Source organism: Phycisphaeraceae bacterium (assembly GCA_019636735.1).
In the GTDB taxonomy this organism is placed as follows: Bacteria; Planctomycetota; Phycisphaerae; order Phycisphaerales; family SM1A02; genus VGXK01.
Window position 1 is genome coordinate 121,064 of the sequence record JAHBWY010000005.1, and the last position, 11,873, is coordinate 132,936.

General features: G+C 65.4%; 11 protein-coding genes. 4 read left to right on the forward strand and 7 right to left on the reverse strand.

Going from position 1 to position 11,873, the window contains the following annotated elements:
* Positions 1–93 precede the first annotated feature (93 nt).
* Together KF724_08515 and KF724_08520 are read right to left on the reverse strand one after the other, a co-directional pair.
* Complete coding sequence (locus tag KF724_08515; protein MBX3355727.1) at positions 94–2,706, reverse strand: hypothetical protein; 2,613 nt, start codon at positions 2,704–2,706, stop codon at positions 94–96.
* A gap of 302 nt (positions 2,707–3,008) precedes the next feature.
* Positions 3,009–4,340, reverse strand: a complete 1,332-nt coding sequence (locus KF724_08520) for a dicarboxylate/amino acid:cation symporter (protein ID MBX3355728.1) — start codon at positions 4,338–4,340, stop codon at positions 3,009–3,011.
* Positions 4,341–4,594: 254 nt separating this feature from the next.
* Here KF724_08520 and KF724_08525 point away from each other — a divergent pair, with 254 nt between their 5' ends.
* A complete protein-coding gene (locus KF724_08525; protein MBX3355729.1) occupies positions 4,595–5,395 on the forward strand; it encodes a metallophosphoesterase in 801 nt (266 codons plus the stop codon).
* Positions 5,396–5,494: 99 nt separating this feature from the next.
* Here KF724_08525 and rpsG read toward each other — a convergent pair whose 3' ends face one another.
* The 5 genes from rpsG to rnhA all read right to left on the reverse strand — a co-directional run bounded on the left by rpsG (position 5,495) and on the right by rnhA (position 9,587).
* Positions 5,495–5,989: a 30S ribosomal protein S7 gene (gene rpsG / locus KF724_08530; protein ID MBX3355730.1), complete on the reverse strand. Its 495-nt coding sequence runs from the start codon at positions 5,987–5,989 to the stop codon at positions 5,495–5,497.
* Between the two features lie 54 nt (positions 5,990–6,043).
* Positions 6,044–6,436, reverse strand: coding sequence for a 30S ribosomal protein S12 (gene rpsL, locus KF724_08535; protein ID MBX3355731.1), 393 nt, complete (start codon positions 6,434–6,436; stop codon positions 6,044–6,046).
* A 152-nt stretch (positions 6,437–6,588) separates the two neighbouring features.
* Positions 6,589–7,719: a hypothetical protein gene (locus KF724_08540; GenBank protein ID MBX3355732.1), complete on the reverse strand. Its 1,131-nt coding sequence runs from the start codon at positions 7,717–7,719 to the stop codon at positions 6,589–6,591.
* A 219-nt stretch (positions 7,720–7,938) separates the two neighbouring features.
* Positions 7,939–9,108, reverse strand: a complete 1,170-nt coding sequence (locus tag KF724_08545; protein ID MBX3355733.1) for a hypothetical protein — start codon at positions 9,106–9,108, stop codon at positions 7,939–7,941.
* Positions 9,057–9,587: a ribonuclease HI gene (gene rnhA / locus KF724_08550; GenBank protein MBX3355734.1), complete on the reverse strand. Its 531-nt coding sequence runs from the start codon at positions 9,585–9,587 to the stop codon at positions 9,057–9,059. The genes KF724_08545 and rnhA overlap by 52 nt, the downstream gene beginning before the upstream one ends.
* 66 nt (positions 9,588–9,653) lie before the next feature.
* Between rnhA and rpmF the strand changes: the two genes are divergently transcribed.
* From rpmF to KF724_08565, 3 genes are read left to right on the forward strand one after another with little or no spacing between them, the layout of a single operon-like run.
* Entirely contained in the window at positions 9,654–9,839 is a 186-nt protein-coding gene (rpmF, locus tag KF724_08555) for a 50S ribosomal protein L32 (protein MBX3355735.1), read from the forward strand.
* 3 nt (positions 9,840–9,842) lie between these two features.
* Positions 9,843–10,853, forward strand: a complete 1,011-nt coding sequence (gene plsX, locus KF724_08560) for a phosphate acyltransferase PlsX (protein ID MBX3355736.1) — start codon at positions 9,843–9,845, stop codon at positions 10,851–10,853.
* On the forward strand, positions 10,850–11,860 hold the full coding sequence (locus KF724_08565; GenBank protein MBX3355737.1) for a ketoacyl-ACP synthase III: 1,011 nt from the start codon (positions 10,850–10,852) through the stop codon (positions 11,858–11,860). The genes plsX and KF724_08565 overlap by 4 nt, the downstream gene beginning before the upstream one ends.
* Positions 11,861–11,873 lie beyond the last annotated feature (13 nt).

Sequence of the window (11,873 nt, forward strand, 5' to 3'; positions counted from 1 at the left end):
GCTCCTGGGAAGTGACTCCGGGCCGGCGAACACGCGAGGTGTGGTGTTCTCGCGCGCCGCCGACCCAGAGTCCGATGAGGTCAACCGATCACATCACTCCGCCACCGGCTTCGACTGAAGCGGTCGCCCCGCGGGGGTCTTCGGCCGCACGCCCTGCATGAAGAGGGCGATGTCGGTCGAATCAACCCAGCCGTCGCCATTGAGATCGGCGATGGCCAGCTCCGCCAGGCCCATCTTCGCAAGCTCCTTCACATGGATGGACGCGAGCGGCTGAGCGCCGCCATCGGCGTAGGCGCCGCACGACTCTCCGATGGAGAAGAAGCTGAGCGAGATGAAGGTGAAGTCGGCGTTGTTGACGACGAAGTCAGCATTGAAGTTGCTGCGACCATTCTGCGCCGCAGGGCCGAAGTCACCCACGAACAGACCGAAATCGAGGATGTCGATCAGGTTGTCGTTGTTGCTGTCGCCCTGGATCAGGAATGCTGAGACGAAGTACTCGCCGCCGAGGACGGAAGGCGTCACCGCGTTCGCGAGTGTGTGGACTTCATCCTTCACATTGAAGCAGGTGTAGACGCCCGCCGGCGCGATGAGCACTGACGCCGTGCCGTTGGCACCGACAAAGTTCACCGGGACCAGAGCGTTCAACGCACCCGGACCCCAGCGCACGCGGATGTCGCGCGTGTGGCTTCCGCCCACGGTTCCCGAGAGCGTGATGTCCAGGTTGAGGAGACTGGCGTTGAGCACGGTGATGGTGGTCGTTGCGGTAGAGGTGTTGCCGCACTCGTCGGTGGCCGTCCACTGGAGCGTGGTGGTCCCGATCGGGTACTCATGATCCACCGGCAGCGTGGTGCTGGTGCTGCTGTCCGGGTAGGTGACCAGCAGGGTCACGACGGGATTGCCGCAGGGCAGGTTGTCCGTCGCGGTCGGCGGCGTCACCGGCACGGTGGCATAGGTCTCCCCAGCATCGCACGGCGTGGTCACATCTCCGGGAACGCCCACGAGGACAGGGCTGATCAAGTCGATGGTCACATCGTTGATGTCGATGTGGGTGGAGAGGATTGGCGTGCCGACTTCATCGGTGAGCTGCGTGGAGAAGACCGACCACGAGCTGAAGGCGACGAGATCGTTGATGTCGCACCCGCTCGATCCCACCTTGGGCTGGAATTCGAGTCGTGCCACCGTCACGGTCCCGACAGGCTTGACTTCGGAATCTCCGAAGCCGACGCCATTGGCGAAGATGATGGTGTCACCCGTCACGAACGGACCGAAGACGACCAGCGGGAACGGTCCCTCGGCCGTGGCTCCAACGAAGTCGAGCCGAGTGCTGTCGAAGTCCACGATCGTCTGGATGCCGGCCATCCAGGCTCCGGCGGTGCCATTCACGCCCTGGGCGAAGTTGTCCCAGTAGATGTCGTAGGTCACGCCAGTCGTCGTGTTGTGACCCTGGAGGATCACATTGCTGATGCGAGCCGACCCAAGACCATCGACCGTTGCGGCAAGATCTCCCACGCTGTAGCTGAAGCTGTCGGACGAGAGCGTGATGGTCAGCGTGACCCACTGGTCGTAGGCGAATCCGGTGGGCAGACCCATGTCGATCCAGAATCCGTTGTCCCATCCGCGGAAGCGCGGGGTACCACCGTCGCTGGTGAATTCAAGGATGGGATAGCCGGTGAGCACATTCGCATCATTCACCGCCGTGCCCCACAGCCCTGCCATGCGGCGCCCCGTGGTCGCCCAGTCGGCCGGAACATAGAGGTCCACGGCCATGGCGTTGGTGCCGGTGGGAAGATCGAACTTGCGGCCCTGGGTGTTGTAGAACGCCCCGCTGAACGCCGGCGGCCGGTTGTCGGCACCGTCGGCTGCATCGATTCCATGGTGGAGACGGTCGTCGCCATCGAAGGACGCCTGCGCGAAGATGGCCGGGGCGTAGCGGTCCGTGTACCAGACGCCCGGCGCCTGGGTGGCCGCGATGGGCACCGGCGCATCAAAGGTGTTGACGCTGTCCCACGCTCCAGAGGAGTTGGTGACCCGCACATCGACGAAGAGGTTCTCGCTTGCGTTGACGCAGGTGTCCGTCGCGAGGAGTTCGATGGCCGGCTGATCGATGTTCACCTGGATCGCGTCGTAGTTGCCCCATGCATCGCCGATCGTGGCACGAGTGCGAATCTCCAGGCGGAAGTAGGTCTGGGCCGAACGGATGATGCGGGCGAGCGCTTCGACATCGGCCGCGTCCGTCTCGTTGTAGGGATTGGCATCGGTGCTGAAGGGCGGCGCATCGTCATCGGTGGCCCACCAGGCCCAGCCGGGATTGCCCACGACACCGGTGCTGTAGTTGGACCAGCTTCCTGCCGGCTGTACCCAGCCCGCCGAGCCGGTGGGGCCGTCATAGACGACATAGTCGTTGAGCCCGAAGTCGTACACATAGTCGACGCCATCCCAGTCCAGGCAGTAGCGCATCTGGAAACGACCGTCGAGCGACGCCGTCGTCTCATCGGGGATCCAGAACATCGTGTGCAGACGCCTTCCCAGGTCGCCCGTGGAGTAGACGATGAGGTTGTGGGGCGACATGAGCAGCGAGCCCGGATAGGCGCCGCTTCGCATGTTCTCGAAGGTCCCCGCCTCCATGTCGGCCCGTGCCGACGCCCACCATGGTGCCCAGGCGGGTGAGCCGAACAGGTTTGGCGCCGAATCGGCGTACAGGTTCACGACTGGCGCTCCGCCGCCGGCTGAAACGCCGGACACCAAGAGCGCAGCCACAGCACATCCCAAGAAACAACTCTTCACTGAGAGCCTCTCCCTCTGACAGAAATCTGAGTCGGTACCCCGACACAGCCCGCAGGACCGACGGGCTCCGGACGCAACCTCGACCGGGGTCCTTCCCCGCGTTGATGGCCGATCAAGGTGTCGCGACCCCCGCGACGAAAGGCGTTCTAGTGGATTCTGACCGCACGATCAACCCCATCCGGCCAGATTTTTGGAGATCTTCTGACGAGGGGCCCGTGGCGCTGCTAGCGAGCGGGCGGATCCGCATCCGGCGCGAGTCTTGTCATGATCTTCGCGCCCACGGCATCGCCCCAGACATTCACCACGGTCCTGCACATGTCGAGAATGCGATCGACGCCGAGCAAGATTCCGATCGCTGCGATCGGCAGCGCCTCGACGCCCCGCCCCGCGAGTGAACGGTTGACCGCGGTAATCACAATGACCATGGTCACAAGGCCGGCCGATGGAATGCCCGCCGCGCCAACCGCCGCGAGCGTGGCGGTGATGACGACGATCACCAGCTCGGTCATCGAGAGATCGATGCCGAAGAGCTGAAAGAGAAAGACCACCGCGACGGCCTCATAGAGCGCGGTGCCATCCATGTTGATGGTCGCGCCAAGCGGAAGCACGAAGTTGGCTGATCGCTTCGAACACTTCCCCTCGGTCTCCGCCGTCTGGATGGTGACGGGAAGCGTGGCCGAACTCGAGTCGGTGCCGAATGCGGTCATCAGGGCCCGGCGCATCTGCCACATGAACCGGTAGGGATTCGTGCGACCGAAGAGGCGAAGCACCAGCGGCAGGATCAGCGCGCCGTGGATGAAGAGACCGACGAGCACCACCAGCATGTACATGCTCAGCGGGCCCACGAGGGCCGAGAGGCCGATCGTCCCGACGGTCCAGCCGACGAGCAACAGGACCCCGATCGGCGTGAGCCAGATGATCCACCCGACGAGCACCATCAGGCCGGCGAAGAGCGCGTTGAAGAAGTCCACCACAGGCCGCGCGCGCTCACCAGTGGCAGCGAGCGCCAACCCGAAGAGGAGCGCGGCAACAATGACTCCCAGCGGCCGATTCGCGCTCATCTCGTGAAGCAGGTTCGTCGGCACCATCTGGTGCAGGATGTTCATCCACGCGCCGCCGACACCGAGCGCTTCCGCGCTGCTCACGCTGCTCTGAAGATCCTGCCTCGCTTCGAGTGAGCGCTCACCTTCGGCCCGAAGGGCCGCGACCTGTTCAGGCGGCAGCCCGACGCCCGGAGCAATGGTGGTCACCAGCACCGCCCCCAGCGCGACCGCGATCAGCATGGTCGCGAAGTAGTAGAGGAGCGTCGCGCCGCCGACTCTTCCGAGCTTCGAGGGATCGCCGAGGCTCGTGACCCCCACCACCACGCTCGCAAAGACGAGCGGAATGATCATCAGCATCAGCGGCCTGATGAGCACCAAGTCTCCCGCCTGACGAAGCCAGTCGAGCGCTGCAGGATCACTCTTCCCGACCGTCAGGTAGAGCACCTGGCCGAGGATGACCCCGCCTGCAAGCCCCGCCAGAATCAGCACCGTGAGCAGATTTCCTCGGCTCATGGGGAGAGACTACGCCACGCGCTCTCTCTCTGCTTCCATCAGGGCCCGCGGCACCGCGACAGCGCAGGGGTGACCGTGTGCCCCGGGGACCCGTCAAGGAACCGCGCCATCACGGCGACGCCCGTTTCAGCGGTGTTGTGGCGTCGGCACGCCCGAGTCACCGCCCGGCGCGAACCCTGATCGCGCGGCGCTCGTCGGTGAGTGATGTGGCAGTCTCACTCACTCGACGGCGGTTCATCATCACTGCTGGCGCGATGACCGCCGGCGCACTCGGGCTTGGTGGCTACGCGCGCTGGATCGAACCGCACTGGCTCGAGATCGTGCGACGCCCGCTCGACATCCGTCACCTTCCGCACGCGCTCGTCGGCGCCATGCTCGTACAGATCAGCGATGTGCATGTTGGCCGCCAGGTCAATCCCGAGTTCCTCGTTGGGTCCTTTGAGAGGATCTCTCGCCTTGAACCCGACATCGTCGTGCTGACGGGTGATTATGTCACGAGCCACGAGCAAGCCTTCGGCGCGCTCGAGCGCACACTCGAGCACCTGCCGCACGGGCGTCGCGGCACGCTTGCGGTGCTCGGCAATCACGACCACGGCCTTCGCTGGTCGCAATCGGCTCATGCCAATCGCATCACCGACATGCTGCGCGCGGCTGGCGTCACTGTGCTTCGAAATCAACGCCACGACATCGATGGCCTTCAGATCGTTGGCCTCGACGATCTCTGGGCGGGTTGCTTCCGGCCGACGGATGTGCTGCCTTCACTTGATCGCTCGGCCGCCACACTCGTGCTCAGCCACAACCCCGACTCCGTCGACGAGCCAGGCTGGGGCGACTACGACGGGTGGATCCTCTCGGGCCACACCCACGGCGGACAGTGCAAACCGCCGTTTCTCCCGCCGCCCATCCTCCCGGTTCGCAACAAGCGCTACACCGCCGGCGCCTTCGCACTCGATGGAGAACGCAAGCTCTACATCAGCCGCGGACTTGGCCACCTTCATCAGGTGCGCTTCAATGTGCGCCCTGAGATCACCGTCTTCGAACTCACACGGGCCTGAGCCGCAGGAAGCACACGACCGTGCGTGCAGGGTCGCAACGCGCGGACTGCCACCCGCGCGCCGATTGCCAGGCGACGGGCTGCAATCTCTAGGTTGGAATCACCAGGCGAAGTGAGCGAACGCCTTGTTGGCGTCGGCCATGCGGTGCGTGTTCTCACGCGTCGTCACGGCCTTGCCTTCATTGCGGCAGGCGTCCCACAGTTCCTTCGCCAGACGAAGGTGCATGGGGCGTCCACGCTCCTCGCGGGCCGCCTCAATGATCCAGCGGAAGGTCAGGCTCTGCTGCCGACGGCGATTGAGCTGCATCGGCACCTGGTAGTTCGCACCACCGACACGCTTCGACCGCACTTCGACCGACGGTCGCACATTCTCAAGGGCGCGCTGGAAGACCTCGATGGCCGTCTTGGGCAGATTCTCCGGCTTTTCCTTGTCCAGACGAGTCTGGATGGCGTCGAACGCGCCATAGACGATCTTCTGCGCGGTCGCCTTCTTGCCGTCATACATGATGCAGTTGACGAACTTGGCGACCGTCTTGTCCTGGTATCGCGGATCAGGCTTGAGCTGGGCTTCGCTATGGGTGAACTTGTTCGGCATCGTTCGATCTCGTCAGTCGTCTCGTCGGGCGTAGCGCGTCTCTTGAGGAATGAATCACTTGGACTTGGCGGCGCTGGCGGCCTTCCGCTTCACGCCGTAGAGCGAACGGCCCTGCTTGCGGCCATCCACACCCAGGCAGTCAAGGGCGCCTCGAACCACATGGTAGCGCACGCCCGGAAGGTCACGGACACGACCGCCGCGAACGAGCACGATCGAGTGCTCCTGGAGGTTGTGACCTTCGCCACCGATGTAGGCCGTCACTTCCTTGCCATTGGAAAGGCGAACACGCGCCACCTTGCGGAGCGCGGAGTTCGGCTTCTTGGGGGTCACGGTCTTGACCTGGAGGCAGACCCCGCGCTTCTGCGGGCAGGCGGCGAGGTCCTTGACCTTGCTCTTGCCATGAACCGGGCGGCGCGGCTTGCGAACGAGTTGATTGATGGTGGGCATGGCGCAGTGGTGCTCGAACGAGTCGGATCGACGAGAGTACCGGGCCCGCCCGCCGACTGCAACGGGGGCAGGGTCATGAAATCAAGGATCCCGCGGCTGGCGTGGAGCCAGCCAGCGGGATCGGGGGAGGATATGGGGAGTCGGGCCGGGGTTCAGCAGGGCTTTCCGCACCAGATGGCCATGCACTCGCAGTGGCTGGATTCGGCCTGCTGCCGGCAGGCGTCAAGGTTCTCGAGGGTGAAGATGAGGTACTCCGTCACCCCGGTCGCGAAGCCGATGGCGCACTGCCCGAGGCACCCGCCGACGGACCTCTGGGGCTGCTGAATGCAGAGGGCCGTGCACCCGCGTGACGCCGTCCCGAGGGGCGCATCGAACATGCTCTCAAGCAGGAGCTGGAAGCACATCTGGCAGGAGATGGTGGTGGCGAATTGCTGGAACGCGCAGGGGTTCTGGCAGCCGGGGTCGGAGACCTCCGGCACGAAGTCATTCGGGTCCTCGATTGCCACGCTCGGAACGCCGTGGATCGTAAGGTTCAGCGTGATCGAGGGATCAAGGCTCTTGGCCTTCTTGGCCGTGGGTCCGGCGCTCGCTTCGAGTGCGACCACATCGATGCCGTCGCCGCCAATGTCGGGCCCCGGCCCCGCCGCCTCGGCCACTTGCGCGATGTACTGCATGCCGACGGCGGCATCGACCACCTCGCCCAGGATGGTGAGCGTCGTGAGCTTCACCATCGACTCCTCCGGTTCGAGCGAGAGGATGAAGTACTCGCTCTGAAGCAGAAGGGCGAGGGTGTGGCATCGGCCGTACTCGATCTTCGCGGCGACCAACTCGGCGCTCCAGGTGAGTTCGGCATGCGCACCGGACTCAGAGTCGTGCAGCTCCGACGCGCCCTTGGCGAGTGCGGCCTTCGCGAGGGGAAGCACCTTCACAAAGGCACGGCCGGGCACGCCATCGGCGACCACGGCGAAGGTCTCAAGGAGCGACGCTTGGTCGGCAACGAGCGCGACTTCAGCGCGGGGCGCGACGGGCACGCCGATCGAGCGCAGCAGCGTTGCCGCTGGCCACGCGTTCTTGCTGGGCCGCGAGAGAACCTCACCGAGGAGCAGCGCTCCATTGGCCGACGAAGGCTCCTCCCACTTGGGCAGCCCGGCGGTGGGGGTCGGCGCCCGACTCCCGCCATGCGCGGCGAGCGTTGCAGCGGCAACCGCAAGGGCGGCCGCGCCGAGGATCGGCGCGGAGTGGTGCGACTGGCTCGTGAGGGTGATGTGCAGAGACTTCTTCATGACCTGCTCCTTTCGAGCGCGATGCGGCGAGCACCCGGCGTCGCTGCGGCGAGGCACACGGTGATGCCTCGATCCGTCGCCGTTCACGGAACCCGTCGGGGCTCCGCATCGCGTCACTCAGAAGGCCGCAAGTGCAGAGCAGGCGTGCGCGAAATCTCCCGCTATTCCAGCAAAGCCCGCCCGGAGCCGGGAAACGGCGTCAGTCCGCACGCATCGACTTCACCGAGCCGGTGCGCCCGTGGTCGGCCACGCCTGATCGGCGACGATCGACATCGAGACGCGCCAGTGATCCGGCGGTTGGCCCGCGGGTGTCTCGCGGATGTCGAGCACTTCGATCTCGACTCGGTGACGACCGGGGGTCAACTCATCGAGCGGAATGACGAACGGATCGACAAGGCGACCGGGAACCCAGCCGCTCCGATCGGCGTCGCTGGCCCACACTTCGCGCCCGTCGACGATGCGCCGCTCCGCCCACGGGCTCGATGAGCGCACGCGCGCGCCATCCTCGCGCCATGGACGCCACCGCGCCACTTCCACGCCATCGACGCGCACGATGTGCGTGCGAGGACGGAACTCATCGCCCATCTCGCTGCCATGGCCAGTCGAGAGCACGCGAAGTCGCGGCCGATCGAGACCGGGCAGAAGCGTGAAGCTCGCCTGCATGCGGCCGGTGCCCCGCTTCACCACCGGCTCGTCGATGAGCGGCACGACCATGCTTGGCCGACGAATGCCCGCAGTGCCACTCTCGTAGCGCAACTCGAAGGAGACGCGCCATCCCGGGTTCTTCCATGTGCCCATGTGAACCCTGAAGGTTCGCTCGCCCCAGAGCACCGGGAGCAACGGCGTCAGATCCGCCTCAAAGCGGCCCGCCGCACCGAAGCCGGTCACGAAGCGCATGAGTTCAACCTGCATGGGCGGGCGACCTCCACCCACTGGAAGCACCACGCCCACCGACCCAAGGCGGGTCCAAGGATCGCCCGGCCTCGGCAGCGCCTCAGGATCATCGATCGGCTCGACGGTGACGACGCCGAAGACGCTCATCGCCTGCGAGGGCGTCGGCTCCTGCGGCAGGCGCAGCGTGCGCTCCGCGGTCTGTCCGAAGTCCTTCAGGATCAGATCACCGCGAGGGGTCGTTGCATCCTTGTCCTTCGGCGCGTCGGCCCCTTCAAAGGAGAGCTCAACGCGGTCGAAGACGAGGACCGTGCTGGATGGCGCCGTGGCCGGCGCTCGATCCCAATCGCGCGTTGGAGCGCGCGATGGATCGCGCGCCTGGACTCGCGGCGCCGCGGCCGCCTCAAGAATGAAGGGCGTGCCGAGAAGGACTCCCGCCAGCACGCTCAGCGCCGCGAAGCGCGCCGTTCGATTTCTGCGACGGCCATCTGATCGCATCGGTTGTTCTCCGGGTGGTCCTTGTGGCCACGAACCCAGTGCATGGACACCTCGTGGCGCTCGCGCAACGCGTCGAGCCTCTTCCAGAGGTCGTCGTTCTTGACCGGCTCGCGGCGGCTGGTCTTCCAACCTTTCTGCTTCCAACCGTCGAGCCACTCGCGCAGCCCCTTCACGGCGTACTCGCTGTCCGAGGTCACCGAGACCTTGCCCCGGTCGGCCGGGAGTGCCTCCAGCCCCTCGATGATGGCCAGCAGTTCCATGCGGTTGTTCGTGGTCTGGGGGTCGAACCCCGATCGGGCGACCTCGCCATCGATCCCCTCCCCCCGCAGAATGAACGCCCAGCCCCCCGGCCCCGGGTTCCCGGAACAGGCTCCGTCGGTATACAACTCGAAACGCGCCAGCATGGAGGCGAGTTTACGAACCCCGCCCATGGCTGTCGGATGGATGATCGCCCCCTTGGCCGGGTTGACAGTCTTCATTGCCCCGGTACCCTGTGTAGCCCTTCGCGGGGCACCGACCGCCTTCGCCTCGACGGAGCATCGACCATGAACCCAGCATTTCGAACCTCGCCTGGCCGGACCCGTCGCCGACGGTCGCACCATGCCATCAAGGCGGCCCACACCGTGCTCTGTCCCCAGTGCCAGGCACCGAAGCGGCCCCACGCGGCATGCCGCGGATGCGGCTATGTCAGGCCCGGTCTCCAGTTGAAGGTCGCCCAGCCCGAAGCGTAACCCATGCGCCTCGGCGTTGATGTCATGGGCGGGGACAACGCCCCTGACCAAATCCTCAAGGGCTGCTTCGCCGCACTTCCACTTCTTCCGGAAGAGGACGAGCTTGTTCTCATCGGCGATGGCACGACCATTCGGGAAACGCTCGCCGAGCGCGGCATCACCGATCGCCGCGTGCAGGTCGTGCACACGAGCGAGGTCATCGGCATGGATGACTCGCCGGTCGAGGCGATCCGCACCAAGAAGGACGCCTCGATCGTCGTCATGGCGCGCATGGCCAGCCCGAAGGAGAACGATCGGCTGGACGCGGTCGTCTCCGCCGGCAACACCGGCGCCATGGTCAGCGCGGCGCAGATGCACATGCGTCGCCTGCCCAATGTGATTCGACCGGGGATTGCTGTCACGGTGCCGACTTTCGCCGGGGCCGTGGTGCTGATCGATGTCGGCGCGAACATCGAGCCGAAGCCCTCGCACCTGGCACAGTACGGCGTCATGGGCGATGTCTATGCCCGCCAGGTCCTCGGCGTCGCCCAGCCTCGAGTGGCCATCATGAATGTCGGCGGCGAAGAGCAGAAGGGCACCGACGACATGCGCGAAGCGCGCGATCTGCTGCGGGCGCAGCCCGATCTCAACTTTGTCGGATTCGTCGAAGGCCGTGGCGTCTTCGACGGTGAGGCCGATGTGGTCATCACCGACGGTGTGGTCGGCAATGTCATGATCAAGCTTGCGGAAGGACTCTCCTCCGGCATCTTCAAGGCGCTCGCGCGGGAGGTCCTTGAGATCGACCCCGAGCTCGCCTCGCGTCTTGAGCCGGTGGTCAAGAGCCTCTACGCCAAGCATGACTATCACGAGTACGGCGGTGCCCCGCTGCTCGGCGTGAATGGAGTCTGCCTGATCTCGCACGGTTCGAGCGTGGCCCGGACCATCACCAACGCCATCGTCCGCGCCAGGACCTTCGTTGAAACGGGCGTCAACGAAGCCATGAGCCGACGGCTCGCACGACTGGTCGAGGCATGAGCGCTCCCGCGACCTCCCGCCCCATCGGCGTTCGCCTGGTCGCCACCGGCTCGGCCGTCCCTTCAACTGAACTGACCAACAGGGATCTCGAGAAGATCCTCGACACAAGCGACGAGTGGATCTTCCAGCGCACGGGGATCTCCTCGCGTCGCATCAGCGATCCCACGAAGGAAGGCACCTTCACACTGGCGCGGGACGCCGTGCGCAAGGCGCTCGATGCGGCGCAGTGGGACCCGGCGTCGCTTGATCTCCTCATCTGCGCCAGTTGCACACAGGAGATGACCTGCCCGAGTATCTCCTGTCGCATCGCCGGAGAGGTCGGCGCAACGGGAACCGGCGCCTTCGACCTCGTCGCCGCGTGCAGCGGCTTCGTCTACGCCATCAATGTCGCCGATTCGCTGATCCGGTCAGGCCGCTATCGACGCGTGGGCGTGGTCGGCTGCGATGCGATGAGCACGGTGGTCGACTACACCGATCGCTCGGTGAGCATTCTCTTCGGTGACGCGGCGGGAGCCGCCATGCTCGAGGCCGACCCCGACCCGGGTCGAGGGTGCATTCACCAGACGCTCGGCGCGGACGGTTCTGACTGGAGACAGCTTTACATGCCGCGCCGCATGCAGGAAGTTCCGCCGGGCGAAGAGGACAATCCCATTCGCCTCGGCTACCTGCGCATGCATGGCCGGGAGGTCTTCAAGTTCGCGGTCAACAAGTTCCGCGAGATCATCGAGGACGCGCTTCGTTCGACCAGCCTGACGCCCTCCGAGGTCAGTCAGTTCATCTGTCATCAGTCCAATCGCCGCATCATCGACGCATCGATCGAGAAGCTCTCGCTGCCTCCCGAGAAGGTGCATGTCAACATCGATCGCTACGGGAACTCGAGCGCCGGCAGCGTGGGACTCTGCCTCGATGAGCTCTGGCGCGCGGGCAAGATCCCGCAGGGCCAGCCCATGGTGCTCGTCGCGTTCGGCGGCGGGCTCACCTGGGCGAGCAGTGTCTGGAAGGTGTAGTGTGATCGTCGGC

Excerpts from the sequence above, each read along its gene's own strand:
- KF724_08520 (MBX3355728.1), bottom strand. The coding sequence starts at position 4,340 with ATGAGCCGAGGAAATCTGCTCACGGTGCTGATTCTGGCGGGGCTTGCA.
- KF724_08525 (MBX3355729.1), top strand. The coding sequence starts at position 4,595 with ATGACCGCCGGCGCACTCGGGCTTGGTGGCTACGCGCGCTGGATCGAA.
- rpsG (MBX3355730.1), bottom strand. The coding sequence starts at position 5,989 with ATGCCGAACAAGTTCACCCATAGCGAAGCCCAGCTCAAGCCTGATCCG.
- rpsL (MBX3355731.1), bottom strand. The coding sequence starts at position 6,436 with ATGCCCACCATCAATCAACTCGTTCGCAAGCCGCGCCGCCCGGTTCAT.
- KF724_08540 (MBX3355732.1), bottom strand. The coding sequence starts at position 7,719 with ATGAAGAAGTCTCTGCACATCACCCTCACGAGCCAGTCGCACCACTCC.
- KF724_08545 (MBX3355733.1), bottom strand. The coding sequence starts at position 9,108 with ATGCGATCAGATGGCCGTCGCAGAAATCGAACGGCGCGCTTCGCGGCG.
- rnhA (MBX3355734.1), bottom strand. The coding sequence starts at position 9,587 with ATGAAGACTGTCAACCCGGCCAAGGGGGCGATCATCCATCCGACAGCC.
- rpmF (MBX3355735.1), top strand. The coding sequence starts at position 9,654 with ATGAACCCAGCATTTCGAACCTCGCCTGGCCGGACCCGTCGCCGACGG.
- plsX (MBX3355736.1), top strand. The coding sequence starts at position 9,843 with ATGCGCCTCGGCGTTGATGTCATGGGCGGGGACAACGCCCCTGACCAA.
- KF724_08565 (MBX3355737.1), top strand. The coding sequence starts at position 10,850 with ATGAGCGCTCCCGCGACCTCCCGCCCCATCGGCGTTCGCCTGGTCGCC.